22 protein-coding genes are annotated in these 25,640 nt (G+C 62.5%); 10 read left to right on the forward strand and 12 right to left on the reverse strand.

Features of this window, described 5'->3' with window-relative positions; translation table 11 throughout:
* Nucleotide 1: 1 nt before the first annotated feature.
* The 4 genes from QM996_RS12050 to QM996_RS12065 all read right to left on the reverse strand — a co-directional run bounded on the left by QM996_RS12050 (nucleotide 2) and on the right by QM996_RS12065 (nucleotide 3,542).
* Complete coding sequence (locus tag QM996_RS12050; RefSeq protein ID WP_500267679.1) at nucleotides 2-1,150, reverse strand: hypothetical protein; 1,149 nt, start codon at nucleotides 1,148-1,150, stop codon at nucleotides 2-4.
* Between the two features lie 58 nt (nucleotides 1,151-1,208).
* The gene (locus QM996_RS12055; protein WP_500267680.1) at nucleotides 1,209-2,297 is read right to left on the reverse strand and encodes a coiled-coil domain-containing protein; all 1,089 of its coding nucleotides are present in this window, start codon (nucleotides 2,295-2,297) and stop codon (nucleotides 1,209-1,211) included.
* A gap of 167 nt (nucleotides 2,298-2,464) precedes the next feature.
* Nucleotides 2,465-2,851 carry a c-type cytochrome gene (locus QM996_RS12060; RefSeq protein ID WP_500267681.1) on the reverse strand — a complete coding sequence of 129 codons (387 nt, stop codon included), beginning with the start codon at nucleotides 2,849-2,851 and terminating at the stop codon, nucleotides 2,465-2,467.
* Between the two features lie 103 nt (nucleotides 2,852-2,954).
* On the reverse strand, nucleotides 2,955-3,542 hold the full coding sequence (locus QM996_RS12065; RefSeq protein WP_500267682.1) for a thymidine kinase: 588 nt from the start codon (nucleotides 3,540-3,542) through the stop codon (nucleotides 2,955-2,957).
* Between the two features lie 244 nt (nucleotides 3,543-3,786).
* On the opposite strand from QM996_RS12065, the gene QM996_RS12070 reads away from it, so the two are divergent.
* From QM996_RS12070 to QM996_RS12095, 6 genes are all read left to right on the forward strand, one after another.
* Nucleotides 3,787-4,743 (forward strand): choline ABC transporter substrate-binding protein, encoded by a 957-nt coding sequence (locus QM996_RS12070; RefSeq protein WP_500267683.1) that lies wholly within the window; start codon nucleotides 3,787-3,789, stop codon nucleotides 4,741-4,743.
* An 84-nt stretch (nucleotides 4,744-4,827) separates the two neighbouring features.
* Nucleotides 4,828-5,673, forward strand: coding sequence for a choline ABC transporter permease subunit (gene choW / locus QM996_RS12075; protein ID WP_429816236.1), 846 nt, complete (start codon nucleotides 4,828-4,830; stop codon nucleotides 5,671-5,673).
* A complete protein-coding gene (gene choV / locus QM996_RS12080) occupies nucleotides 5,670-6,719 on the forward strand; it encodes a choline ABC transporter ATP-binding protein (RefSeq protein ID WP_500267684.1) in 1,050 nt (349 codons plus the stop codon). Before choW ends, choV begins: the two co-directional genes overlap by 4 nt.
* A gap of 186 nt (nucleotides 6,720-6,905) precedes the next feature.
* Nucleotides 6,906-7,649 (forward strand): HugZ family pyridoxamine 5'-phosphate oxidase, encoded by a 744-nt coding sequence (locus tag QM996_RS12085; protein WP_500267685.1) that lies wholly within the window; start codon nucleotides 6,906-6,908, stop codon nucleotides 7,647-7,649.
* A gap of 119 nt (nucleotides 7,650-7,768) precedes the next feature.
* Nucleotides 7,769-8,113 carry an ArsR/SmtB family transcription factor gene (locus QM996_RS12090; RefSeq protein WP_500267686.1) on the forward strand — a complete coding sequence of 115 codons (345 nt, stop codon included), beginning with the start codon at nucleotides 7,769-7,771 and terminating at the stop codon, nucleotides 8,111-8,113.
* Nucleotides 8,114-8,403: 290 nt separating this feature from the next.
* A complete protein-coding gene (locus QM996_RS12095) occupies nucleotides 8,404-9,438 on the forward strand; it encodes a Gfo/Idh/MocA family protein (RefSeq protein WP_500267687.1) in 1,035 nt (344 codons plus the stop codon).
* 41 nt (nucleotides 9,439-9,479) lie between these two features.
* Here QM996_RS12095 and QM996_RS12100 read toward each other — a convergent pair whose 3' ends face one another.
* Both QM996_RS12100 and QM996_RS12105 read right to left on the reverse strand, forming a co-directional pair.
* The gene (locus tag QM996_RS12100; RefSeq protein WP_500270302.1) at nucleotides 9,480-10,568 is read right to left on the reverse strand and encodes a Gfo/Idh/MocA family protein; all 1,089 of its coding nucleotides are present in this window, start codon (nucleotides 10,566-10,568) and stop codon (nucleotides 9,480-9,482) included.
* A 60-nt stretch (nucleotides 10,569-10,628) separates the two neighbouring features.
* Nucleotides 10,629-12,881 carry a glycoside hydrolase family 9 protein gene (locus tag QM996_RS12105; RefSeq protein WP_500267688.1) on the reverse strand — a complete coding sequence of 751 codons (2,253 nt, stop codon included), beginning with the start codon at nucleotides 12,879-12,881 and terminating at the stop codon, nucleotides 10,629-10,631.
* Between the two features lie 271 nt (nucleotides 12,882-13,152).
* Here QM996_RS12105 and aptA point away from each other — a divergent pair, with 271 nt between their 5' ends.
* Nucleotides 13,153-14,478: an aspartate aminotransferase family protein gene (aptA, locus tag QM996_RS12110; protein ID WP_500267689.1), complete on the forward strand. Its 1,326-nt coding sequence runs from the start codon at nucleotides 13,153-13,155 to the stop codon at nucleotides 14,476-14,478.
* Nucleotides 14,479-14,618: 140 nt separating this feature from the next.
* Nucleotides 14,619-16,316: an adenine deaminase gene (gene ade, locus QM996_RS12115; RefSeq protein ID WP_500267690.1), complete on the forward strand. Its 1,698-nt coding sequence runs from the start codon at nucleotides 14,619-14,621 to the stop codon at nucleotides 16,314-16,316.
* 25 nt (nucleotides 16,317-16,341) lie between these two features.
* On the opposite strand, the gene aac(6') is transcribed toward ade, so the two are convergent.
* Together aac(6') and bglA are read right to left on the reverse strand one after the other, a co-directional pair.
* Nucleotides 16,342-16,806, reverse strand: a complete 465-nt coding sequence (gene aac(6'), locus QM996_RS12120) for a GNAT family N-acetyltransferase (RefSeq protein WP_500267691.1) — start codon at nucleotides 16,804-16,806, stop codon at nucleotides 16,342-16,344.
* The gene (gene bglA / locus QM996_RS12125) at nucleotides 16,806-18,440 is read right to left on the reverse strand and encodes an alpha-glucosidase family protein (RefSeq protein WP_500267692.1); all 1,635 of its coding nucleotides are present in this window, start codon (nucleotides 18,438-18,440) and stop codon (nucleotides 16,806-16,808) included. Before bglA ends, aac(6') begins: the two co-directional genes overlap by 1 nt.
* Nucleotides 18,441-18,604: 164 nt before the next feature.
* On the opposite strand from bglA, the gene QM996_RS12130 reads away from it, so the two are divergent.
* Nucleotides 18,605-19,522, forward strand: a complete 918-nt coding sequence (locus QM996_RS12130) for a sugar kinase (RefSeq protein WP_500267693.1) — start codon at nucleotides 18,605-18,607, stop codon at nucleotides 19,520-19,522.
* A gap of 130 nt (nucleotides 19,523-19,652) precedes the next feature.
* Here QM996_RS12130 and der read toward each other — a convergent pair whose 3' ends face one another.
* The 3 genes from der to QM996_RS12145 form a co-directional block, all read right to left on the reverse strand.
* Nucleotides 19,653-21,086 carry a ribosome biogenesis GTPase Der gene (gene der, locus QM996_RS12135; RefSeq protein WP_500267694.1) on the reverse strand — a complete coding sequence of 478 codons (1,434 nt, stop codon included), beginning with the start codon at nucleotides 21,084-21,086 and terminating at the stop codon, nucleotides 19,653-19,655.
* A 398-nt stretch (nucleotides 21,087-21,484) separates the two neighbouring features.
* Complete coding sequence (locus QM996_RS12140; RefSeq protein WP_500267695.1) at nucleotides 21,485-22,153, reverse strand: tetratricopeptide repeat protein; 669 nt, start codon at nucleotides 22,151-22,153, stop codon at nucleotides 21,485-21,487.
* Nucleotides 22,154-22,330: 177 nt separating this feature from the next.
* Nucleotides 22,331-22,918 (reverse strand): NnrU family protein, encoded by a 588-nt coding sequence (locus QM996_RS12145; protein ID WP_500267696.1) that lies wholly within the window; start codon nucleotides 22,916-22,918, stop codon nucleotides 22,331-22,333.
* Between the two features lie 225 nt (nucleotides 22,919-23,143).
* On the opposite strand from QM996_RS12145, the gene QM996_RS12150 reads away from it, so the two are divergent.
* Nucleotides 23,144-24,151: a polysaccharide deacetylase family protein gene (locus QM996_RS12150; RefSeq protein ID WP_500267697.1), complete on the forward strand. Its 1,008-nt coding sequence runs from the start codon at nucleotides 23,144-23,146 to the stop codon at nucleotides 24,149-24,151.
* Between the two features lie 106 nt (nucleotides 24,152-24,257).
* Here QM996_RS12150 and sbmA read toward each other — a convergent pair whose 3' ends face one another.
* Nucleotides 24,258-25,517 (reverse strand): peptide transporter, encoded by a 1,260-nt coding sequence (sbmA, locus tag QM996_RS12155; RefSeq protein ID WP_500267698.1) that lies wholly within the window; start codon nucleotides 25,515-25,517, stop codon nucleotides 24,258-24,260.
* Nucleotides 25,518-25,640: the final 123 nt, after the last annotated feature.

Genomic DNA, 25,640 nt, shown 5'->3' on the forward strand with positions numbered 1-25,640 from the left:
GTCAAACCTCGCTCACGACCTGGTTGCCGGAAATGACGTGGACCTTGTAGTCGCCGAAGACCTGTTCAGCCTCGCCGGCGGCATAGAGCGCCTGATAGGCATCATGCGGCACCAGCGCATGTTTCTCGTAGGAGGAGACCCCCATGCGCGTCGCTTCCAGATTGGCGGTATCGATGTGGAATTCCTCCTGCGCCGGCGTCGTCGACCAGAAGCCGCGCTTGGCAGGCCGCTCCGCCTTCGAGAAGACTTCCTGCACCGTCCAGGTCAAAAGCCAGGCATTCTCGGTCTTGCGTACCTTGGAGAGAATGTCGTTGATGCGCGCATTGTTCTCGGTGATCCCTGCCGAATAGAAAGGACCGAGCACGATGCGGCGCAATTGCTTCGGGTGCAGCTCGTCGAAATCCTTGTCGAGATTGGTGGCGATCGTCGCCGGCGTCAGCGAATAGTTGCTGTTCTTGGAGGCAAAGTCGTCGAAGCGGCTGGCAAGATCCGGATTGAGCAGGCCGCCCACCGGCAGCGGGATCTCGACCTGCGGGTTGAGCTTGCCGTCCTCGGTCACCAGCATCTCGACGATCTTCTCGGACGAATCCTCGATCGTCGCCATATAGACCATCGGCAAGGTGTTGGCGCCGTCGAAGGCACCCCAGCTCACCACGTAATAGGGCCGCATCGTCTTGGAATTGACGGCGACGCGGATGGTTTCCGGCAGGATGAAGGGCGAGAAGATCTCGCCCTTGCCGATCTGCTCGAGATAGAGCCGCTCGGCCATGCGCGTCTGCAGCGCCTCCGGAAAGGCCTTCTGCCTCAGGATGAAATCGACCATCTCGTCGCGCAGCGCATCGGCCGAGGGAATGTCGGCCAGGCGCTTGGTCGCCGTCTGGCGATCGTTCTCCAGTTCCAGCACGTTCTGGAAGACAGGAAAACCGCTTTCGGCGCGGGAAATCCGGAACTGGTCGACGAAGCCGATCCGGTTCTCCCAGCAGTCGATCGAGGCTTTCAAGCGCGCGAGATAGGGAACGATGACCTCGCCGACGACCGTGTTGCGATAGAGCGGCGAGTTGCGGTCGCCGAGAAAGAGTTCGAGCCCGGCGAGCGCCGCGTGGATCGACGCGAAATATTGTGCGACAGCGGATGAAGCCGCGACCTTCATGCAAATCCCCGTGGCGCGTGCCAGCCGGCAAACTCGGTTCCGATCATGCGCCTGCCGATCACTGCTTCACGTAGTTGGCAGTGTTGTGTTTATCCATCACCGCCTGGAAGCGGCGGGCAAAAGCGTCGTCGGCGAGCTTCTTGCGGCGCTGGATATCCTGCGTCGAAAGCATGTTCTTTTCGTGCATTTCGAGGAGATCGCCGATATGGCGCTGTGCCGCGGCACCGATACCGGCCATCGTTTCTTCGGCGGCCGTGTCGACCTGGCTGCCGAGCGTGTTGATCTTGTGGGCAACGTCCTGCTGGGCAGCCGTCTTCAAGGAGTCTTCCAGCGCCTTGTAGAGCACGATGCGCTGCTCGGTATCGATCGTCAGCTTGTTGATCAGCGTGTTCTGCGCGGCGATCTGGTTGTTGAGCGAATCAACGAAGGTCTGGAACATCGAGGTGTAGCGCTCGAGCGTCTGGCTCTCGGCAAGCAGCTCCTGCTCCTTGGCCTGCTTCTCGTTGTATTCGGTGGCAAGCGCGGAGCGTTCGCCTTCAAGCTCGGTGCGAGCCTTCTGCTCCGTCGAAGCGGCGATGCGGTTCTCGATGTCGAGCAGCAGCGGGTTCAGTTCTTCGATCCGCTTCTGCACGGCTTCGAGGTTGGCCATCGTGCCCTTGCGGCGCTCGATCACCTGGATCAGGCTCTGCTCCGAGGTCTTGTAGCGCTGGTCGAGGATCGACTTCTGCTCCTTGAGGATGCCGACGATCATGTCGGACTTCGACAGGAGTTCCTGCAGATTGCCGGCGAGCGACATGTTGCGCACGCGGTCGGTGCGCATGCGCTGCATCTTCTGCTTGGAGAAGATGCCGATGAACTTCTCGTAGCCCGTATAGTTCTTCATGCTCTCGAATTCGGAGCCGAAGACGTTGGTCGCATCCTCAAGGCCGATGATCAGGTCGGCGATGTTGGCTTCCATCACCTTCTGCTGGTTGATCACGTCCTGGATGCGGGCGTTCTCGATGTCGAAGTTGACGTCGCCGAGCTTGGTCTCGGCCTTGGCGAATTGCTCCAGCACCACACCGGATTGCTCGAGCTTGCCGCGCATCTGTTCGACGACGCCTTTCGTCTTCTCGATCTCCGCATCAAAATTCTGAAGAGTCGCCATGTCCTGCCCCCTCGATCTACCCCGGCCAAACGCGCCAGCCCGGCCGAATTATTCAGCCTTCGATTGCAGTTATATAAAGGGTGTTTGCGGGAAGAGAACAAGCCTTTCCCGGCGGCTTTTTTCGATCAGGCGTTGCAGCGAAGTGCTTGAGATATCGAAGGCATTGCCTATTTGGCGGCCTGCGGCGCCTTGAGATAGGCAATCACGTCGGCAATGTCCTGAGGCTTCTTGAGACCGGGAAAACTCATCTTGGTACCGCCGACCATCGCCTTGGGGCTCAGGAGATATTCGCTCAGCGTCGCCTCGTCCCAGACATGTCCCTCGGCGCCGAAAGCCTTCATCGCCTCAGAATAGCTGTAGCCGGAAACCGATGCCGCCGGCCGGCCGACGACCCCCATGAGGCTCGGGCCCACTCGATTGACCGGCTCGCTCGCCGTGTGACAGGTCGCGCATTTGCGGAACACCACCGCCCCCGCAGTCGCATCGCCACCGGCCTCAGCGGCCGATGCTCCAAGACAGAGACAGAGGAGAAGGCCGGCAACCAGACGCGACATGGAAGACCTCATGGAGAAGATCGGGCCACAATGGCACCGTGACTGTGGCGATTCAACGTACTGCAGCCGCTCGGCGCATCTTAAAAGACGCGCTGCGCCGCAGTCACTGGCAACGCATCAGGTCCTCCCAGTGACGCCGGCAATAAGAGACATATTTTTCGTTGCCGCCGACGTCGACCTGGGCGCCCTCGCGGACGACCTTGCCTTGGCCATCGAGACGCACGACCATGGTCGCCTTCCGGCCGCAATGGCAGATGGTGCGCACTTCGCGCAGCTCGTCGGCGATTGCCAGCAGAGCCATCGATCCCGGAAACAGTTTGCCCTGAAAATCCGTGCGCAGGCCGTAGGCCATGACGGGAACGCCGATGCGGTCAGCGACGCGCGCGAGCTGCCAGACCTGCCCCTCGTTGAGGAACTGCGCCTCGTCGACGAACACGCAGGCGATCTCGCCGGCACCATCGGAATGGAGCGTTTCTACCAACGTATAGAGGTCATCGTCGCCATGGAACGGAATGGCGTCGGAGGCAAGGCCGATGCGCGACGAGATGCGGCCCACCCCTGCCCGGTCGTCATGCGCGGCGATCAGCATCACGACGCGCATGCCGCGCTCCTGGTAGTTGTAGGAGGCCTGCAAGAGCATCGTGCTCTTGCCCGCGTTCATCGTTGCATAGCTGAAATAGAGTTTGGCCATCTTTACCGTGTCCGGTTTCCGTCTCCCGGGTAATGACGAGGCTTGTCCCGGAAGGCCAGAGCGTGTTTGCAGCACCCACAGTTTTTCGCCGGACTCGAGCATTTCGTGGACATTGCGACATTCAGCGTCGCATCGTGCACCCCGTCAGCATATTGACGCAATACACTTCCTTCGACATCAAAGCGCTTGAATTCGCTATCCAATGGTGTTTGGCTAAAACAATAATAGAGGCAGGGGAACGACAATGAAAAAAGGACTCTCTCTCAAACTGATGCTGGCGGGCGCCGTTTCGGTCGTCGCCATTACCGCTGGGCAGGCTGCAGCTGCCGAGCCGGAAAGCTGTGCAACCGTCCGTTTCTCCGATGTCGGATGGACGGACATCACTGCAACCACCGCGACGGTCTCGACCGTCCTCAAGGGCCTCGGCTACCAGACCGACATCAAGGTTCTCTCGGTTCCGGTCACCTACACCTCGCTCAAGAACAAGGACATCGACGTCTTCCTCGGCAACTGGATGCCGACCCAGGAAAACGACGTGCGCCCCTATCTCGACGACAAGTCGGTCGAATCCTTCGGGCCGAACCTGGTCGGCGCCAAGTACACGCTGGCGACCAATGCCAAGGGTGCCGAACTCGGCATCAAGGATTTCAAGGATATCGCCACCAAGAAGGACGCGCTTGATAACAAGATCTACGGCATCGAGCCCGGCAATGACGGCAACCGCCTGATCATCGACATGGTCGACAAGGACACCTTCGGCCTGAAGGGCTTCGAGGTGGTCGAATCCTCCGAACAGGGCATGCTTGCCCAGGTCGCCCGTGCCGAAAAGGACGGCTCGCCGATCGTCTTCCTCGGATGGGAACCGCACCCGATGAACGCCAACTTCAAGCTGACCTATCTCTCGGGCGGCGACGACATCTTCGGCGCCAACTACGGCGGCGCGGAAGTCTTCACCAACGTGCGCGCCGGCTACACGACCGAGTGCCCCAACGTCGGCAAGCTGCTCACCAATCTGAAGTTCTCGCTCCAGATGGAAAACGAGATCATGGGCAAGATCCTGAACGATGGGCAGGAGCCGGACAAGGCCGCGGAAGAATGGCTGAAGGCCAATCCGACCGTGATCGATCCGTGGCTTGCCGGTGTGACCGCCAAGGACGGCGGCGATGGGCTCGCCGCGGTCAAGGCCGCGCTCGGCCTCTGATCGGCATCAAGGCGGGGGAAAGACCCCGCCTTTTTTTCACCGCGTCATGCGCACTTTTTGACCTGACGAAACGGATCTACCTTCGTGGAATATCTGACCGATAACCGCATCCCCATCGGGGGCTGGGCCAAGGCGTTCGTCGATTGGCTGACGACCAATTTCGAACTCTTCTTCGACCAGCTCGCCCGCTTCCTCTCCGGCGTCGTTGCCGTGCTGCTCTGGGTGCTGCAGACCCCGCACCCGCTGATCGTCGTCGCCGTCATCACGGCGGCTGCCTGGTGGTTCCGCCGCTCGCTCGGCGTCACGCTGTTCACCGGCCTCGGCCTGCTGCTGATCATCAACCAGGGCTATTGGAAGGAAACGACGGAAACCCTGGCGCTGGTGCTTGCCGCCAGCTTCGTCAGCATGGCCGTCGGCGTGCCGCTCGGCATCGCCGCCGCCCGCCGGGCCTGGGTCTACGCCATCATGCGGCCGATCCTCGACCTGATGCAGACGATCCCGACCTTCGTCTACCTGATCCCGGCGCTGATTCTCTTCGGCCTTGGCATGGTCCCCGGCCTCATCGCCACCGTGATCTTCGCGATCCCCGCGCCAATCCGCCTGACCCGCCTCGGAATCATCTCGACACCGCCGTCGCTCGTCGAGGCCGCCCAGGCCTTCGGCGCGACGCCCGGCCAGGTGCTGCGCAAGGTGGAGCTGCCTTTCGCCATGCCGCAGATCATGGCCGGCCTGACCCAGACGATCATGCTGTCGCTGTCGATGGTGGTTATCGCGGCGCTCGTCGGCGCCAACGGTCTCGGCGTTCCCGTTCTGCGCGCGCTGAACTCCGTCAACGTCGCCAAGGGCTTTGAAGCTGGCCTCTGCATCGTCATTCTGGCGATCATTCTCGATCGCCTTTTCCGCTCGTCCGACGAAGGAGAAGGCGCATGACCAACGCCGTCGTTTTCAAGAATGTCGATATCATCTTCGGCAACAACCCGCAGACAGCGCTGCAGATGGTCGATCAGGGCAAGACCCGCGACGAGATCGGCGCCGAAACCGGGCTGGTGCTGGGTGTCGCCGGCGCATCGCTCGAAATCACCGAGGGCGAAATCCTTGTGCTGATGGGGCTTTCGGGTTCCGGCAAGTCGACGCTTCTGCGCGCCGTCAACGGCCTCGCCCCTGTGGTGCGCGGCGATGTCGAGGTGAAGACCTCGAACGGACCGCTCAACCCCTACCGGACCAATGCGAAATCGTTACGCGACTTCCGCATGCACACGGTCTCGATGGTGTTCCAGCAGTTTGCACTGCTGCCCTGGCGCACCGTTGCCGACAATGTGGGCTTCGGCCTCGAGCTTGCCGGCATGCCGGACGCCGAGCGCAAGGCGCGTGTCGGCGAACAGCTCGACCTCGTCAACCTGACGAAATGGGCGGGGCGCAAGGTCAACGAGCTTTCGGGCGGCATGCAGCAGCGCGTCGGGCTTGCCCGCGCCTTTGCCACCGGCGCGCCGATCCTTCTGATGGACGAGCCGTTCTCGGCGCTCGACCCCCTGATCCGCACCCGTCTGCAGGACGAACTGCTCGAGTTCCAGCGGCGGCTGAAGAAGACGATCATCTTCGTCAGCCACGACCTCGACGAGGCCTTCCGCATCGGCAACCGCATTGCCATCATGGAAGGCGGGCGCATCATCCAGTGCGGCACGCCGCAGGATATCGTCAAGAATCCGGCCAACCAGTATGTCGCCGATTTCGTTCAGCACATGAACCCGATCACCATGCTGACCGCCAAGGACGTGATGCAGACTGGCGTACAGCGCGGCGCAACGGTTGCCGGCGTTACCGCCACCGCCAAGCCGACGACGCCGCTCGTCGATATTCTCGACGCCATGTCCCGCCAGCCGGGCAGCATCGGCGTCGTCGACAACGGTTCGGTGGTCGGCACCATCGATGCCCAGGACATCGTTCAGGGATTGACGCAGCACCGCAACAAAAGTTGACGAAACCGCTCAGCAAGCCAATAAAGGTCCGGAGTATCGCTCCGGGCCTTTTTGTTTCTGCATGTTTCCCTAAGTCATAACCGACCGAAGGGTGAAAACATGCAGTCCTTCAAAGTGCCGCTGCGACCTCTGTGCGTCTGATAAGACGCGCGGCGCCGTGATAGCATGACAGGAAGGGTTGAGGACATGAGCGACAAGCCGAACGTATTGCGCGATACCGATGACGAGGCCCGCACCCTCGCCCGCACCCTTTTGCGGGGCGCCCGCAGCGGTTCGCTCGCCGCGATCGAACCAGAAAGCGGCGGCTTTCCCTTCGTCAGCCGCGTTCTCGTCGGCACGGATGTCGACGGCGTGCCGGTCATTCTGATCTCCAGGCTCTCGACCCACACCCAGGCGCTGCTCGCCGACAACCGCGCCTCCTTGCTGACGGGCGAGCCCGGCAAGGGCGATCCTCTGGCGCATCCGCGCCTCACCGTGCAGTGCGCCGCCGAACAGGTCGCCCGCGACAGCGAAACCCACGTCCGCATCCGTGAGCGATTCGTTCGTCGTCACCCGAAGTCGAAGCTCTATGTCGATTTTCCCGATTTCGGCTTCTTCCGGCTGAAACCATTGCGCGCCAGCCTCAACGGCGGTTTCGGTCGCGCCTATGTCCTGACGGCGGAAGATCTGCTGATCGACACGCCCGCCATAGCCTCGCTCGCCGCCAAGGAAGCAAGTGCGATCGAGCACATGAATGCGGATCATTCGGACGCCGTGCAGCACTATGCCGTCAAGCTCTGCAACGCGCCGGAAGGCAACTGGAAGATCGTCGGGATCGACGCTGCCGGCATCGATCTCGCCGATGGCGATCGGCTGAAGCGCCTTGAATTTTCCGTGCCAATTGAAGACAGTTCCAATTTACGGGCAATTTTGCGTGAACTTTACGGTTAATCGCAAAAGACCTACCCCCATTTCTTGCAGTGGGTGGTTGCCCTTTTATGCGCCACGACTAATTATCGTGCTTCGTCAACCATAACTACGTGTGATGTAATTTTCGCATGGAGCACGCAATGCAGCCACTTTCGCCTGAAAAACACGATGAAGCCGAGGTAGCAGCCGGTTTCCTCTCGGCCATGGCAAACCCTAAGCGCCTTCTCATCCTCGATTCCCTCGTCAAGGAAGAGATGGCGGTCGGCGCATTGGCCAACAAGGTTGGGCTGAGCCAGTCGGCTCTCTCCCAGCATCTCTCGAAGCTCCGTGCCCAGAATCTCGTCAGCACCCGCCGCGATGCGCAGACCATCTATTATTCGAGCTCATCCGACGCAGTGATGCGGATTCTAGGCACGCTCAACGAAATCTACGGCGACGAGCAAAACGTCACCGCAGAAAAGACTATGGTCCGCAAGTCGGCCTGATATTCGGTTCGCTCTGCGGACCCGTTCGAACAGCCCCACACGAGAAATCGCGCGGGGCTTATTCTTTTCTACTGCATGTCTCCTTAAATCGACTTCGATTTAAGGACGAAGACATGCAGAAAATCAAAGTGCTACAGCGACCTTTGCGCGTCTGATAAGACGCGCGGCGCTGTAGGGGATCGCAACAAGCCCGTGACGGGCGCCAGCCTCGCCTCCGCCGTTTACCGGGCCTTGAGACTTCCGCGGCACCATGCGCCCGACAGATCAGCCTGAACAGCGGACATTAGGGAATGCGTGACAGGGTCCGTTGGGGCATTGCCGGAACCGGCATAATCGCGAACAGCTTCGCATCCGATTTGCGGTTCGCCGGCAATGCGACGCTTGCCGCCGTTTCCTCCCGCAGTGCTGAGAAGGCCCATGCTTTCGCCGCGCATTATGGCGGCATCCGCAGCTATCACGACATCCAGGCGCTGGTGGAGGCGCCGGATATCGATGCCATCTACATCGCCTCACCCAATGCGGTGCACCGCGAGCATGCCGTCTTGGCCCTTGCTGCCGGCAAGGCCGTGCTGATCGAGAAGCCGCTGACCACATACGTCGCTGATGCGCGCGTCCTCGCGGAAGCTGCCGCCGCCAGCGGCGCCTTCGCGATGGAAGCGCTATGGACCTGCTTCCTGCCGGCGATCGCCGAGCTTCGCATGCTCCTTCGCGAGGAGAGGCTTGGCACCATCAGGCACGTCCGGGCGGAACTCGCCTATGAAAAGCCGTTCGATGCCGGCAGCCGCTTCTTCGATCCGACGCTGGGCGGTGGTTCGCTGCTCGATCTCGGTATCTATCCGATCGCGCTTTGCCTGAACCTCTTCGGCCACCCGAAGTCCATTGGCGGCACCTGGAGAAGCGCGCCGACCGGCGTTGATGTCTCGGCAGACGTCGCGCTGGCCTATTACGGCTTCGATGCCGAACTCCGCTGTGGTTTTGATCGAAACGGCGGCAATCGCTTCGTCATCGAAGGCGACCGCGGCACACTCGCCATTGACGCACCGTTCCTGAAGGCAAGCCGCCTGTTCGTCGGCACCAGCGCCCCGGCGCGCAGGCTGCTGGCATCGACAGGGCAAACCCTTTTCAAGGTCGCACGGCGGATCCGCTTGCCCGGTCTCGAACGCTTCGACCATGCGTTTCCGGGCAACGGCCTGCAATTCGAGATCGAGGCCGCCAGCGCAGCTATTCTAGAGGGCGGGCGCGAGCATCCGCTGATGCCGCTTTCGCGCAGCATCGCAGCTCTGGAAATCATCGAGACGATCCGCGCCAAGGCACCCCTGGCCTGACCGCGCCCCGACACGATGGTGGCCGTCCTTCGGTAGAGTTTCTAGAGATCGAGCGGACGATAGTCCCGCCAGCCGCTGTTGAGTGCGAGCACGACCTCGGTCAGGTGCCGTGCCGTCGCGCCGGAGAAAAATGGTGTTTCGCCGCGCTTGATCGCGTCGGCCTGGACTGCGATCCCCCGCACGAAATCGATCTGCGATGGAAAGGCCGGAAGGGCCGGCCCGGACGTCGCCTTGGCGTAGTGCACCTTCGTTCCGGGATAGAGCCGCAGAGGCAATTTGCGCCCCATTTTCCATTCCAGCCAATCGAGCCCGCGATGCACAAGCGAGCGCTTGGCGCCGAACGCCTCCACATGAACGGGCGAACGATTGTCCCAGAGGTCGCGAACGACGATGGTTCCCTTGTCGCCGATAATCGTCAGCGACCGATCGCGAGGCGCCGCCAGGCCGCAGGTGACGCGCGCCGTCACGCCGGAGCGGAAGGTGAGACACCCCACCGAGAAATCAGGGCCAAGCGCCAGCGTCTCGGTTCCCGGGCCCTTGTCCGGAAAGGTCAGGGCGGAAACGGCGCTGACCTCGGCGACCGGCCCGAAGAGCGAGACGAGCCAGCTTGCGGCATAGCCCGCGTGCTCGAGCGTGCAGCCCACCTCGAATTCATGCACGCCCGGCCAGCGGGCGCCTGAGCGGCTGCGCCAGGCGCGCCAGTTCGCCTTGAAGACCGGGCCATCCTCCATCTCGGCATAGACCAGCCGCGGCGTGCCGATGGTCCCGGCCGCAAGCAGGCTCGCACAGAGCGCCTGCGCGTCGCTGAGGCCATTGGCAGGCGCACCTGCAAGCACGAGTGCATGCTCGCGGGCAAGCTCCACCAGTTCGCTTGCTTCCTCGACCGTCATTGCCAGCGGTTTCTCGCAATAGACATGTTTGCCGGCAGAGAGAGAGGCGTGGTTGATGCCGTAATGGCTTTCCGGCGTCGTCAGATTGATAACGATCGAGACGGCGGGATCGGCGAGTGCCGCATCCAGCGAAGCATAGGCCGAGACCTTCCAGTAGCGCGCAAAGGCGTCGAGGCGCTCCGCATCGCGATCCCAGACGCCGACGAGGCGGAGTTGCGGATGGTTGGCGAGCGTCGTCATGTAATAGTCGGCGACGAAGCCGGTTCCGACGAAGGCTATTCCGGTCACGCTTTCACTCTCCTAGCGCGCATCGGCGAGGAACGACGCGACATAGGCGAGCGGCGCATTCCAGTTGATGGCGATTTCATTGGATCCATAGGCTTCGATGTCATCGGCATAGCAGGTCTGCGGCACGCAGCCTTTCAAGTGCTGCCTCGCGACGTCATCGACAGGGGTGGAGTTCGGGCCGCCGGCGAGAGAGCCAACCGGCGGGTTCGGCAGTCGCGGGTCACGCTGGTGCGCATACCAGCGACTGTGCTGGTTCTTGGCCGCGCGCGTGCCGTAGCCGGTGATATAGGATAGCGCCAACGCATTGCGGCCGAGAATGTAATCCATGCCCTCGCGCGCACCGTCGAGAAAGGTCTTCTCGCCGGAGATATCGAAAGCGGCCGAGAGCACGATGATGTTCTGCAGCATCAGCTGGTTCGATCCCCAGTCGTAGCGCCGGTCCTTGGGTCGGTAGACGATTCCGAAAGGCTCTGTCTGTTGCAGCGACAGGAAGCGCCGCGCTGCCGAAAGCACCGAGTTCCTGATGGTGTCACGGTCGTCGTCCGGCAACCGGGTGCCAAAAAGGGCCAATTGCAGCCGTGCAAAGCCTGCGACGTTGCGCCAATCGAAGGCGCCGCCGGGAGAAAGCGTATCGGCCGCCCAAAGCGGCGATGCCCGCAGCACGTCGAGATAGGCCCCGTCACCGGTCGTCAGATAGAGCTCGGTCGCCGCCCAGAAGAACTCGTCCGAAATGCTGTCGTCGTCGTAGTCGCCGCCGCCGGCAAGGCCGTCCGATTTTGGCGCGAGAAGCACGGGATTGGCATTGGCCGCCACCCAGGCCTTGCGCGCGGCCGCAAGCAACCGCGCCGAGAACGTTGGATTCTGATCGGCGAAAAGCCGGGCGCCCTGAGCCGCGACGGCTGCGACGTCGAGCGTTGCAGCCGTCGACGGACGATAAAGCGCCCGCGGCTGTGGGTCGTCGCTGGGCAGCATCGGCATCGCGGTCCAGGCGATATCATGGACCTTATGGTGCACCATGCCGGCGAGCGGCTCGCCATCCGGAACCACCATCCGCAACAGGAACTCGAGCTCCCACCGCGCCTCGTCGAGGATGTCGGGCATGCCGTTGCCGTTTTCGGGAATGCGCGAGAGACCGTCGCGCATGACCGGCGAACCCGCGGCATAGATACGCCCGCGCTCGTAGGTGGCGAGCAGTTGCGCTGCGGACAGGGCGCCGGTCACCGTGTATTTGCCGTGATCACCGGCGTCGTACCAGCCGCCGGAAACGTCCAGCCGATAGGAACAGGACCAGCCGCTGTAGAGCGCCTCGGCTCGCGTGCTATCGAGGCACACGACCGCCTTGTCGCCCTGGTTCGGCGCCACGCCGACATGGCCGGCGGAGCGGGCGTAGGCCTTGCCGGCGATCGCCGCTTCGATCTCGATGCCGCTTCGCTGCGGATAGAACCAGGACAGCGCATCGACGCGCAGGCGGTCATAGAGATCATCGCCGATCGAAAAACGATCGCTCGCCCAGTCGCCGGCCACGAGACGATAGCCGTCTCCAGCCATTGCGAAAGATGAGAAATCCGCGACCTGGGTTTCGACGCCCGCCGTCGGATCGAAGCCGCTTGGTTGCGCCCCGCCCTTGACGACGACCTCATCCTTGGCGTCGAGCAACTGGAAATCGATTGGCCGCTTCGTGTCGGCAACGAAGGTCGCGCGCTTCGGTCCGTGGGTGAAGTAGCCGAGCTGGTTGACGCGAATGGCAGGCCCCTCGGTCGCGCGCTTCGCCACCTGTGACGCGGCACCGGTCTCGACCAGCGATACGTCGTCAAGACAGAGGCGGCCGGCCTCCCCACCCCCGAGCGGCATCACAAACTGCCCCTCGTCCGGTTCGCTTGCCTCAAACTCGATCGAGAACGGGGTGCCACCGGGTGACCCCGCCATCGTAAATTCGGCAACGGCAGTCCAGGGATCTGCAGCACGCTGCACCCTTGCCGGGATCGCGCGCGCCGGCTGGGCGATGACCCTCGCCGACAGGCGATAGACACGCCCCGGCACCAGCTTCAACCCGTTGACCCCGACGATCTGCCCCCAGACCTCTCCTCCGCCCCGGGTCTCCACACAGAGCCGCCCGCCCTCTCGCTCGAGCGTCAGCCCGTCGCTCGCCCAGAACGCGTCCTGCCCCTTTTCGAAGCGACCGTCGGCGATCAGTTCGGCAGCAGCAGCCGGGGCAGGCAGGAAGAGCGCGGCAATTGCCGCGTGTACTATCCCGAACCTCGACACGTCCAAGCTCCCAGGTGGCTCAGCCGGGCCGCAGGCGCGAAGACCCATTCACAGGCGGCCATGGACCCGGCAAGGCATGGCAACGCAGCGTTGACGCAAACAAGTTAAGCTAGAGAAAATATCCAGCCCCGAGACAAAAATTCGCCACCCCGAAGGCTCTCTGTGCGGGGCTTCCAAGGCTTGACGCGTCCCGGGGCGCTGATAGTTTGACCAAAGGGTAAAAAATGCGGGCGGCGAGCGCCTGACGAAAAACGGACCGAGGAGAACTGGAATGTCGAACCGTCTCAACACCCCGAACGATCTGCGCGCCTTCTGGATGCCGTTCACCGCGAACCGGCAGTTCAAGAAGGAACCGCGGCTGTTCGTCGGCGCGAAGGATATGTACTACACGACCCATGACGGTCGTACGGTTCTGGACGGAACGGCCGGGCTGTGGTGCGTGAACGCCGGTCATTGTCGCCCGAAGATTACCGAGGCGATCCGCGAACAGGCGGGCGAGCTCGATTATGCACCGGCCTTCCAGCTCGGCCACCCCAAGGCCTTCGAACTCGCGAACCGCCTGGTCGACATCGCCCCCGAAGGCATGAATCATGTTCTCTACACCAATTCCGGCTCGGAATCGGTGGACACGGCGCTGAAGGTGGCGCTCGCCTATCACCGCGCCAAGGGCGACGGCTCGCGCTTCCGGCTGATCGGCCGCGAGCGCGGCTACCACGGCGTCAACTTCGGCGGCGTCTCGGTCGGCGGCATCGTCTCCAACCGCAAGATGTTCGGTACGCTGCTCACTGGCGTCGACCACATGCCGCACACCCACCTGCCGGCGCAGAATTCCTTTACCCGCGGCGAGCCCGAACATGGCGGCGACATCGCCACCGAACTCGAGCGCATCGTCACGCTGCATGACGCTTCCACCATCGCCGCCGTGATCGTCGAGCCGGTCGCCGGCTCCACCGGCGTGCTGATTCCGCCGAAGGGCTACCTGCAGAAGCTGCGCGAAATCTGCACCAAGCACGGCATCCTGCTGATCTTCGATGAGGTCATCACCGGTTTCGGCCGCCTCGGCACGCCTTTCGCCGCGCAGTATTTCGACGTGAAGCCCGACATCATCACGACCGCCAAGGGTCTGACCAACGGCGTCATCCCGATGGGCGCAGTCTTCGTCACCTCCGAGATCCATGATGCCTTCATGAATGGTCCGGAGCACATGATCGAGTTCTTCCACGGCTATACCTATTCCGGCAACCCGATCGCCTCGGCCGCCGCCCTCGGCACGCTCGACACCTACAAGGAAGAGGGCTTGCTCACCCGCGCCGCCGAGCTCGCCCCCTACTGGGAAGACGGGCTGCACTCGCTGAAAGATTGCCCGAATGTTATCGACATTCGCAATCTCGGCCTGATCGGTGCGATCGAGCTCCAGCCGATCGCCGGTGAGCCGACCAAGCGTGCCTTCTCCGCATTCCTGAAGGCCTATGAGAGCGGCCTGCTGATCCGCACCACCGGTGACATCATCGCGCTGTCGCCGCCGCTGATCATCAGCAAGACCCAGATCGACGAGCTGTTCGGCAAGCTGCGCGCCGTTCTCAACAACAACATCTGATCCGGCCTCGCGCCGACCATCAATGACCCTTTCCCCGGCGACGAGGAGAGGGTTACTCTTATCTGCCACGCGGAACCGAAGCACGGTCGCTACGGAAGCCAGACCGGTGGCTCGATGCACACAAGAACTGGAGTTGCCCCATGTCCGAAGCACTGGAACGCTACATCGATCAGGGCGTCGGACGCGAACCGGCCGATATCGTTTTGAAGGGCGGGCGCTTCTTCGATCTCGTGACCGGCGAGCTGGCCGCCTCCGACATCGCGATCTCCGGCGACCGCATCGTCGGCACCTTCGGCAGCTACGAGGGACGCGAGGAGATCGACATCACCGGCCGCATCGTCGTACCCGGCTTCATCGACACGCATCTGCACATCGAATCCTCACTCGTCACGCCGCATGAATTCGACCGCTGCGTCCTGCCGCTCGGCATCACCACCGTCGTCTGCGACCCGCACGAGATCGCCAACGTACTCGGCACCGAGGGCATCCAGTTCTTCCTGGACTCGGCCCAGGAAACGATCATCGACATCCGTGTCCAGCTCTCCTCCTGCGTGCCGGCAACGCATCTGGAAACATCGGGCGCCGATCTGCCGATCGAAAGGCTCCTGCCCTTCCGTCATCATCCCAAGGTCATCGGCCTCGCCGAGTTCATGAACTTCCCCGGCGTCGTCCACAAGGATCCCGTCTGTCTCGCCAAGCTCGACGCCTTCCAGGGCGGCCATATCGATGGCCACGCGCCGTTGCTCTCCGGCAAGGATCTGAACGGCTATCTCGCCGCCGGCATCCGTACCGACCACGAATGCACCAGTGCCGAAGAAGCGATGGAGAAGATCCGTAAGGGCATGCACATCCTCGTGCGCGAGGGTTCGGTCTCGAAGGACCTGCACGCGCTGATGCCGATCATCACCGAACGCCTGTCACCGCATCTGGCGCTCTGCACCGACGACCGCAATCCGCTCGATATCGCCGAACAGGGCCATCTCGACCACATGATCCGCACGGCGATATCAGCCGGCGTCGAGCCGCTGGCGATCTATCGCGCCGCTTCGATCTCGGCCGCCCGCGCCTTCGGGCTCTCCGACCGCGGCCTTGTCGCGCCCGGCTGGCGCGCCGATCTCGTCGTCGTCGACAACCTGCAAAACTGCAAAGCCGAGATGGTGTTCTCAGGCGGAAGGCGCGTCACAGATGCGCTCTTTGCCACCCGCAATCCGGTCGCGCCCGTCGGGCTCGACAGCGTCAAGGCCGGCCAGGTTCATGCCAGCGCGTTTGGTGTCCCGGTCACGGATGGCGATACCTCGGTCATCGGCGTGCTTCCCGGCAAGATCATCACCGAACATCGCCGCTACCGCCTGCCGGCCGTCGGCAACCAGACCGGCGTCGATCTCGGCCGCGACATCATCAAGGTGGCAGTCATCGAGCGCCACGGCGTCAACGGCAACCACGCCAACGGCTTCGTCCAGGGCTTCGGGCTGAAGAAGGGCGCAATCGCCTCGACCGTCGGCCATGACAGCCACAACATCTGCGTCGTCGGTGTCAACGACGAGGACATGGCGAGCGCCGCCAACCGGCTCGGCGAGATCAAGGGCGGCTTCGTCGTCGTCGAAGACGGCAAGGTGACCGGCGAGATCGCGCTGCCGGTCGCGGGCCTGATGAGCCTGGAGCCCTACGAGTCCGTGCGCGATACCCTGCACCACCTGAGACACGCCGCCTTCGCGCTCGGCGCCAAGCTGGAAGAGCCCTTCCTGCAGCTCGCCTTCCTGCCGCTGCCGGTCATCCCGCACTTGAAGATCTCCGACCGCGGGCTGGTCGACGTCGACAAGTTCATGCTGATCGGGTGAGGCCCGCCTCTGGCCGCTGGAGCGCTCAATTGTCCGCCGCGGCGGGCGCCAGCTCCTTGCGGAAATAGACGACCCGCTCCGTCTCTTCGAAGCCGAGCGCCATGTGCAGGCTCTGGCTCCTGAGATTGTCGGTCGCTGTGTCGGAAGCAAGTTCCTGGCATCCCTGGCTCGTCGCCCAGCGTTCCACCGCGGTGATCAGCGCACGCGCCACACCACGGCGGCGGTACCGCGGCAACACGTAAATCCCTTCGAGAAAGGCCACCGGCGAGGTTTCGCACCCGTTGACATAGTCCCGGCGGATCGACGCCTCCGCAAAGCCAGCGGCGACTCCCGCCTCGTCCTCGCACAGGAACGACGCATAGCGATCACTTTCGGCAAGAGAGGATTCGACCTCGGCGCGATGCTCCGCTTCCGGCGTATCCGGCCAGAGCGCCAGACGCATTTCGACCCAGCGGCCGATGGTTTCACCATCCATCAACAAGACGCGCATCAGAATTTTCCTGAGAAGGCCGACAATCCGGCGAGCTTAATGCTACCGGCTTCGAGGCGCGCCGGATATCCGGGCAAATCCAGGGGTTGCACCAGGGCGGACGGCAGAAACACCTGCGGCTCGCGGGTGAGGTTGAACACGAAGAGCAGGCGCTCGCCGTCCTTTTCGCGAACGAAGGCCAAGAGGTCGCCGTTCGTGTCGAGGAAACGCATCACGCCATCACGCAATACCGGCTGCGTATTGCGGAAAGCGAGCGTCGCCCGGTAGTGGTCGAGGGTCGTATCCACGCCCGCGGCCATAGCATCCACGGCTAGGCGGCGGTGTTCAGCCGGCACCGGCAGCCAGGGCTTGCCAGCGGAGAAGCCGGCATTCGCTGCCGCCTCTTCCCACACCATCGGCGTGCGGCACCCGTCGCGGCCCTTGTAGGAGGGCCAGAAGCGGATGCCATAGGGATCGCGCAGGTCCTCGAAGGCAAGCTCCGCCTCCGGAAGCCCCAGTTCTTCGCCCTGATAGAGACAGATCGAGCCGCGCAGGCTGGAAAGCAGCGTGATCGCCAGCCGCGCCACCCTCTCCCGCTCGGTCTCGTTCCGGGCGAAGCGGCTGACATGGCGCGTCACGTCGTGGTTGGAGAAGGCCCAGCAAACCCAGCCGTCGGTGACCACCTTCTGGAAATTCTCGACGCAGCGGCGGATATGCCGCGCCGTAAAGTCCGGACCGAGCAGGTCGAAGGTGTAGCACATGTTGAGCTTGTCGCCGCCGCCGGTATAGGCCGCTACCGTCTTCAGCGAGCGGGCGCCATCGCCGACTTCGCCGACGGTCATGCGCCCCTCGTAACGGTCGAGCAGCGCCCGGAACCGCTGGAGGAAGGCGATGTTTTCCGGCTGGCTCTTGTCGTGGAGATGGTCCTGCATACCGTAGGGGTTCACGTCAGGCGCATCGTTGCTGGTTGCGTCCGGATCGGGAACGAGCGGCGGATTGTCCCTGAGATGCCGGTCGTGAAAATAGAAGTTCACGGTATCGAGGCGGAAGCCGTCGACGCCGCGGTCGAGCCAGAAGCGGGCGGCATCGAGCACGGCGTCCTGGACTGCGGAATTGTGGAAGTTGAGGTCTGGCTGCGAGCCGAGGAAGTTGTGCATGTAATATTGCTTGCGCACCCCGTCCCATTCCCAGGCCGGCCCGCCAAAGATCGACAGCCAGTTGTTGGGCGCCGTGCCGTCCGGCTTCGGATCGGCCCAGACATACCAATCGGCCTTCGGATTCGTCCGGTCCGAGCGGCTTTCGATGAACCAGGGATGGCGATCGGACGTATGCGAGATCACCTGATCGATGACGACCTTCAGGCCGAGACGATGGGCCTCGCCAAGCATCTCGTCGAAATCGGCGAGCGTTCCGAACATCGGGTCGACGTCGCAATAGTCCGACACGTCGTAGCCCATGTCGGCCTGCGGCGAGGTGAAGAACGGCGACAGCCAGATGGCGTCGACGCCGAGCGAGGCGATATGCGCCAGCCGACGGGTGACGCCCTTCAGATCGCCGATGCCGTCGTCGTCGGTATCCTGGAAGGAGCGCGGATAGACCTGGTAGATCACCGCGCCGCGCCACCAATCGTCACCCGATACCTGCCGAGACGTCATGAATGCCCCCTTGAAGACGGTTCGCCCGCAAAGGTGTAGCGTTGCTCGGCGGATCAGTAAACGCCGTCTTCTATCGTCACGAACGCCACCGGAAACAATCTCTTGCCGAGAGCGGCGGAGCCCCTTATCCCGTCTCAGGCGAAATCTTGCGAGGAGGAAAGTCGTTGGCCGGGAAGATGCTTGCGATCGGGGAGTGCATGGTCGAACTCATGCAGGCGGAAGGCGGGCTGCTGCGCAAAGGTTATGCCGGCGACACCTTCAACGCCGCCTACTATGCGCGCCTGTTCGTGCCTGTTGACTGGACCGTCGCCTATTGCTCCGCCGTCGGCACCGATACGATCTCGGACGAGATGCTGGCCTTCATGGCGGAAAAAGGGATCGACACCTCGGCCGTGCGCCGGATCGAGAACCGTTCGGCCGGGCTCTACATGATCCACCTGAAGGACGGCGAGCGCAGCTTCTCCTACTGGCGCTCACACTCGGCCGCCAAGCTTCTGGCCGACGATGCCGAGCACCTCCGGCGCGCGATCGAAGCCTCCGACCTCATCCTCTATTCCGGCATCACCCTGGCGATCCTTGCATCCGATGCGGTGGAGACGCTGCTTTCGGAACTCCGCCGTGCGAAAGCCGCCGGCAAGCTGGTCGTCTTCGACCCCAATATTCGCCCGCGGCTTTGGGACGACGCCGAACGCATGCGCCGGACGCTGACCGATGGCGCCCGTGCGGCGAGCCTCGTCATGCCGAGTTTCGACGACGAGGTCACCCATTTCGGCGACGCCTCGATCGAAGCGACGATCGCGCGTTACAAAGGCCTCGGCGCCGCCAATGTCGTCGTGAAAGACGGCGAGAAGGGCGTGACGCTCGCGTTCGGCGATGCATCCCTCCAGCACGTGCCCGCAACGCCGGTCGCGCGCGTCGTCGACACGACCAGCGCCGGCGACAGCTTCAACGGTGCCTTCGTCGCCCGCCTGGTCGCCGGTGCTCAACCGGCCGAGGCCGCCGCCTTTGCGGCGAGTGTCGCCGCCGGCGTTATCGGCCATCATGGAGCGCTCGTCCCCAAGGAAAAGCTGCCTGTCGCGTGAGCGGCAGGATCGCTTTCAGCTTTGCTTTGGTCACGCGGACGGAAAACCGCTTCGCACTTTTCCTGGAATTGCTTGCCTGTCTTCCGCAGTTCCGGACGAAAAACCGCTTCGCACTTTTCCTGGAACTGCTTTAACGCCGCTTTTTCGCCTTCGATTCGTAGGGGTTGTCGCCCGAACGGAAATGCATGCGGATCGGCACGCCCGGAAGGTCGAAATCGTTGCGCAGACCGTTGATCAGGTAGCGCACGTAGGATTCCGGCAGCGCGTCAGGACGGGTGCAGGAGATCATGAAGCCCGGCGGGCGGGCCTTCACCTGCGTCATGTATTTGAGCTTCAGGCGGCGGCCGGACACGGCCGGCGGCGGATGCTGGATCTGTTGGGATTCGAGCCACCGATTGAGCCGGGCGGTGGAGATGCGGCGGTTCCAGGTCCTGTCCGTCTCGATGATCGCCTGCATCAGCCGGTCGAGGCCGTAGCCGGTGTGGCCGGAAATCGGCACGGCGCGGATGCCGCGCGCCTGCGGCAGCAGCCGCTCGGTCTTTTCGCGAAGATCGGCAAGCACCGCCTGCCAGTCCTCGACCAGGTCCCACTTGTTGAAGGCGAGCACCGCTGCCCTGCCCTCGCGCAGCACGAGATCAACGATCTGCAGGTCCTGCTTCTCGAAGGGTATGGTCGCGTCGAAGACGATGACGACCGTTTCGGCAAAGCGGATGGCGCGCAGCGCATCGGCAACCGAGAGCTTTTCCAGCTTCTCCTGCACCTTCGCCTTGCGGCGCATGCCGGCGGTATCGAACATCTTGATGGTGCGGCCGCGCCATTCCCACTCGACGGAAATGGAATCGCGCGTAATGCCGGCTTCCGGGCCGGTCAGCAGGCGGTCCTCGCCGAGGAAGCGGTTGATCAGCGTCGACTTGCCGGCATTCGGCCTGCCGACGATCGCGACGCGCAAGGGCTTCGTCTCGTCATAGGCCGGCTCGGCCTCGTCGTCCTCGGTCCCATCCCCGGCACCGGTCGGACGGATATCGACGTCGGTCTCCGCCACGTCTTCCCTGGGCGGGAAGGCTCTCTCTTCCCCGAGCGCGGCGACAATAGCGTCGCGCAGGTCGAGCATACCTTCGCCATGTTCGGCCGAAATCGGGCAAGGATCGCCGAGGCCTAGTGTGAAAGCGTCGTAATAACCGCCGTCGGAGCCGCGCGCCTCGGACTTGTTGGCTACGACAATGACGGGCTTGCCACGACGGCGCAGCATCTCGGCCAATGTCTCGTCGGCCGGCGTCAAGCCGGCCTTGGCGTCGATCAGGAACAACGTGAGATCGGCCTCGTCGATCGCGGCTTCCGTCTGCGCCCACATCCGTCCCTGTAGGCTGTCAGGCGGCGACTGTTCGAGCCCGGCCGTGTCGATGATGCGGAACTTGAGGTCGATCAGCTTGGCGTCGCCCGGCCGACGGTCGCGGGTAACCCCGGGCGTATCGTCGACAAGCGCCAGCTTCTTGCCGACCAGACGGTTGAACAAGGTGGACTTGCCGACATTGGGACGCCCGATGATGGCGACGGTGAAGCTCATGGATCTATCCGTTTCCGCTTGGAGCGCGGCAGCCGATTTGGGCGGGCCGCGCTCGTAATTTCGTTCTCAGCCGCATCCAGGCGGCACCGGAGCGTTCCTCAGGGGAACTGCTCTGCTGATGATTTCACGCAGTCCCGGACGCAAAACCGCTTAAGCACTTTTGCTGGAACTGCTTGCCTTTCTTTCGCAGTCCCGGACGCAAAACCGCTTAAGCACTTTTGCTGGAACTGCTTGTTTGTCTTTCGCAGTCCCGGACGCAAAACCGCTGCGCACTTTTGCTGGAACTGCTTTAAATGCTTTAGCGCACAACCCCAAGATCGAGATCGATTTTGGGATCATGCGCTGATTCGAAAGGGTCGTGCACCCTGTGCCCATCCACATCGCGGATGGGCGAAACGTCAGGCCTTGCCGCTGGCGGTGATCACGTCGAGCAGCATCTGGGCGCGGCCGGCGACGTTGCGCGGGCTCTGCTGATCGTCGACGATCTGCTGAAACCAGGTCTTTGCCTTGGCGTAATCGCCGGCCTTGTAGGCCGCAAGGCCGAGCGCTTCGCGCGCCGAATGGCGCATGTTGTGCTGCGGCGTCGCGAGCTGCTCGACCTCGGCCGAAACCTGATCGTAGCTGCCGATGTCAACCAGCAGATAGGCGGCACGCAGCCGCGCCGCGTCCTGGATGGCCGCCGGTACGCTGCCGTCCCTGCCAATGGCCGAGAATGCCTTCACCGCTGCATCGGTATCGCCCTTCTGGGCCTGAAGCGTCGCCGCGCGCAGGCGCGCCAGCACCGGATAGGCGCCGTAGCCGTCCTTCTCCAGCGCGTTCAAGGCAGCAAGCGCCTCGTCCGTCTTGTTTTCCTTGGCAAGGTTGAGCGCCTGCAGGAAGGCGTCGCCCGACTTCGAAGAGGCTCCCTCCTGCCAGTAGTCGAACCCGACCTTGCCGATGGTTCCGAGGACGATAAGCACGGCGATCGCGACGATGACACCGCCGAAACGCGCCCAGATGTTCTTCATCTGGTCGGAACGCAGTTCCTCATTGACCTCGCGGATAAAGCTGTCGTCTTGGTTCGCCATCTATTGCCCCGGCCTTGCCTGCCCACTGGTGCGCTATTCCGACCGTCATCAACGGAAACAGCGCACGATCTCAAACTGTTCGAGCACGCGCGACGCGTTCTTGCCCACGCACCGCGCGCTCATGGATTTTGCGCCTTCTACCCGATTTTGCGGCGCTTGTAAGGGGGCCGACGTGATTTAGCCCATCACCACCGGCGCGACGCCGATCAACCACTCGTGAAGCTTCCAGACGAAGAGCACCCAGCCGACGAAACCGATGACGATCGCCAACACGTCGTTCGTCGATGACTTGAACACCGGCAGCACGCGCTCCCCTGCCCGCTCGCGGCGCTTCAGCGAGATGCGCAGGATCACGCCCCAGGCGAGAAATGAACCGAACAGCAGGACGGAGGATGTCTCGCCGTTGGCGAGCAGATGCGCGAAGGCCCAGATCTTGATCGACAGGATCTGGGGATGCTTGACCGCCACCGCAATGCGGCCCGCCGGCAGGAAGCCTGCAGCCAGGAAGACGAATGCGAAAAGCATCAGCAGAAGCGCGATGTGGCGCAGAAACACCGGCGGATTGTAGAGCATGCCCGTTTCGCTGCGGGCTTGGCCGAAGCCATAAATGATCAGACAGAGGCCGATGAGGCTGAGGATCGCATAGATCCCCATCCAGGTTCCCTTGCCGCGGCTCTCGATGACGCTGGCCCGCAAACCGGGCGCAACCACGCGGATGAGATGCATACCGAGAAAGATGATGATGCCGAGAACGAGTATCGCCATGGGGCCACCGCTTTGTTCGAGAGATCGGACCAAGTCAGCGTCCGCGTGCCGGGCAGGCGCGCTTGAGTCGCTGTAGCTCTTTGATTTTCTATGCCATTCGCCCTTGGACCGATTCTGGCCCGGGTGGCTATGGAGTAGCCTTGATGGCGTCCTTTTTCCAGCCCGATCAAAGGATTGCCGCAATTTCGAACAATCTGCGACGAAAATTCCTCGCTGCAGTTGATCATGATTCGTACATTTCTCGCCTTTTCCCTTGCCATGGTACCTGCGCTTGCGCGCTCCGAACCGGCGACGCCGGCCACCGTCCCCACCGCTGACCGGCAGCTTGTCATCGTCTCTTTCGACGGTGCCCATGACAATGCGCTATGGGAAAAGAGCCTGGCGATGGCGAAGCGCACCGGCGCGCACTTCACCTATTTTCTCTCCTGCACCTTCCTGATGACCCGAGCCGACGGCAAGGAGATCTATAGGCCGCCGGGCCAGAAACCCGGCCGCTCGAATGTCGGCTTCGCCCAGAGCCGCGAGGAGATCGCCGTTCGCGCCGGCCATGTCTGGCAGGCCCACCTCGATGGCCACGACATCGCCAGCCACGCCTGCGGTCATTTCGACGGCAAGGGCTGGAGCAAGGCCGACTGGCAGAGCGAATTCACAACCTTCAACACTGCGCTCCGCGACGCCTGGAAAAGGGCGGATCGACCAGAGGCGGAGCCCGAGGGCTGGGCCGAGTTCGCCAAAGCGGGCGTCAAGGGTTTCCGTGCTCCCTATCTTTCGCTGAGCGATGGCTTGCTGCCGGCCCTGACGGAATCGGGCTTCACCTATGACGCCAGCCTGGTGACCAAGGGACCGGGCTGGCCGACGACCAAGGACGGGTTGCCGCGCTTCGGCTTGCCGCTGATTCCCGAGGGACCGACGCAGCGCCCCGTGATCGGCATGGACTACAATCTCTTCGTCCGTCACTCCATGGGCGTCGAGAACAAGAAGGACAGTGCGCGCTTCGAGGAGCGCACCTACGAGGCCTACAGGAAAGCCTTCGACCGCGAATATGGCGGCGACCGAATTCCCCTGCAGCTCGGCTTTCATTTCGTCGAGATGAACGGTGGCGCCTATTGGCGCGCCCTCGATCGGTTGCTGACGGAAGTCTGCGGAAAACCCGACGTTGCCTGTGTCAGTTATGCCCAGGCGTTGCCTGTCATCGAGCAGGCAAAAAAGAAGGCGGATCGCTCCGCCTTCTGATTCAGGACCTATCGCTCACGCGGTTCCATAGCCTCAGCCGGCACGTGGCAACGTGGGACTGAGCGCGTCGCACGACTCGCTGTCACGCGACACGCTCCGAGCACCATCAGAGCGCCAGCTCTTCCCTTCCGCCAGCCTCGATGAACTGCTGATCGATCTGCGGCAGCGGCTGCTCTTCGATTGCCGCTTCGAAGGCGCGCAGGCGCTTGTAGATGGAAATCAGCTCGATGACGGTCGGCCAGGAATTGACGAGATACTGGAACGAACTCGTCACCTGCGAGAACGCGCCCTGGATCTGCTGAAAAAGCCCATAGGTGATTGTCGCTCCCACAATGGCCGGAACCATCAGGAAAAGCGGAAAGATGTTATCCGTCTGCAGGTAGAAATATCGCGCAACGTTGAAATACATGTAATGGAAATAGAGGCGGAAGTAGTTCTTCCGCACATTACTGAACAGTTCCGTGACGGTCGGGGGGAGCGCGCGGTCCGGGTGATCTTCACCGTAGACGAGTTCCTTGCGGTACGCCGCCTCGACGCGCTGGTTGCGGAATTCGAGCCCCGGCAGCTTTACGCCGACCACGGCAAGCAGCACGGTGCCGAAAAGCGACCAGAAAATCGCAGCCAGCACGAGTGGATAGGGCACGGCGCCGACGATCGGCAGTTCCTTGACGTTGGCCGAAAGTGCGTGCAGCACCGGCAAAAAGGCGATCAAGGTCATGAGCGAATCGATCAGCCGGACGCCCAAGCCTTCGACGGTCGTTGCGAAGCGCATCGTATCTTCCTGGATACGCTGGGAGGCACCCTCGATGTGGCGGACCTTTGACCACTTTGCATAGTAGTAGTCGTTCATCGCGTTTCGCCAGCGGAACAGATAGTGGCTGGTGAAGAAACTGATGAGCACGGCCGAAACGATATAAACGCTGGCCAGTTCGAAGAATATGAGCGCGTAGCCGTATATTTCCGAGGCCTGTACCGTGTTCGGTGCTTTCAGGGCCTCGACGATCCTATCGAACGTAGGGCGGCGCCAATTATTGAGCGCAACGCTGATGTCGACGGAGAAATAAACAGTAAAAACGATAAATGCCGATCCCCAGACGGACCATTTCCGCCACGGATTATCGACGGCGTAAAACTGCCAGAAGAGGCAGAACAGCGCCATGCTCGAAGTGAAATATAAGTAGAACCAAACCGACGCCGTCGTGAAGAAATGCCCAAGGCCGATGGGCGCTTCGCCTGCCAATGGCGGCAGACCGAACACCGCTCCCATTTGCTCGCCGGCGGTATACCAGAAGGCGACCGAAAATAGCGACCACAGGACAACGGAAAGGAAGAACAGCTTCGGCTTCGGAAAGAAGGATTCGAGCAAGGTGCGGCACTTTCGTTTTTTTCGCGATGGCTTGCAGCGACCATCGTGATCGACTCTTGTAGGTTGACGCGAGATACGCCCACCGATGCGCCGAAACTACGGCAAAGCGCCTTCGTCAACAAT

This window comes from Sinorhizobium chiapasense, assembly GCF_045277575.1.
Lineage (GTDB): Bacteria > Pseudomonadota > Alphaproteobacteria > Rhizobiales > Rhizobiaceae > Ensifer > Ensifer chiapasense_A.

Bases quoted from the DNA above. Each gene is read 5' to 3' on its own strand.
- QM996_RS12050 (WP_500267679.1), bottom strand. From the start codon at position 1,150: ATGAAGGTCGCGGCTTCATCCGCTGTCGCACAATATTTCGCGTCGATC.
- QM996_RS12055 (WP_500267680.1), bottom strand. From the start codon at position 2,297: ATGGCGACTCTTCAGAATTTTGATGCGGAGATCGAGAAGACGAAAGGC.
- QM996_RS12060 (WP_500267681.1), bottom strand. From the start codon at position 2,851: ATGTCGCGTCTGGTTGCCGGCCTTCTCCTCTGTCTCTGTCTTGGAGCA.
- QM996_RS12065 (WP_500267682.1), bottom strand. From the start codon at position 3,542: ATGGCCAAACTCTATTTCAGCTATGCAACGATGAACGCGGGCAAGAGC.
- QM996_RS12070 (WP_500267683.1), top strand. From the start codon at position 3,787: ATGAAAAAAGGACTCTCTCTCAAACTGATGCTGGCGGGCGCCGTTTCG.
- choV (WP_500267684.1), top strand. From the start codon at position 5,670: ATGACCAACGCCGTCGTTTTCAAGAATGTCGATATCATCTTCGGCAAC.
- QM996_RS12085 (WP_500267685.1), top strand. From the start codon at position 6,906: ATGAGCGACAAGCCGAACGTATTGCGCGATACCGATGACGAGGCCCGC.
- QM996_RS12090 (WP_500267686.1), top strand. From the start codon at position 7,769: ATGCAGCCACTTTCGCCTGAAAAACACGATGAAGCCGAGGTAGCAGCC.
- QM996_RS12095 (WP_500267687.1), top strand. From the start codon at position 8,404: ATGCGTGACAGGGTCCGTTGGGGCATTGCCGGAACCGGCATAATCGCG.
- QM996_RS12100 (WP_500270302.1), bottom strand. From the start codon at position 10,568: ATGACGACGCTCGCCAACCATCCGCAACTCCGCCTCGTCGGCGTCTGG.
- aptA (WP_500267689.1), top strand. From the start codon at position 13,153: ATGTCGAACCGTCTCAACACCCCGAACGATCTGCGCGCCTTCTGGATG.
- ade (WP_500267690.1), top strand. From the start codon at position 14,619: ATGTCCGAAGCACTGGAACGCTACATCGATCAGGGCGTCGGACGCGAA.
- bglA (WP_500267692.1), bottom strand. From the start codon at position 18,440: ATGACGTCTCGGCAGGTATCGGGTGACGATTGGTGGCGCGGCGCGGTG.
- der (WP_500267694.1), bottom strand. From the start codon at position 21,086: ATGAGCTTCACCGTCGCCATCATCGGGCGTCCCAATGTCGGCAAGTCC.
- QM996_RS12140 (WP_500267695.1), bottom strand. From the start codon at position 22,153: ATGGCGAACCAAGACGACAGCTTTATCCGCGAGGTCAATGAGGAACTG.
- QM996_RS12145 (WP_500267696.1), bottom strand. From the start codon at position 22,918: ATGGCGATACTCGTTCTCGGCATCATCATCTTTCTCGGTATGCATCTC.
- QM996_RS12150 (WP_500267697.1), top strand. From the start codon at position 23,144: ATGATTCGTACATTTCTCGCCTTTTCCCTTGCCATGGTACCTGCGCTT.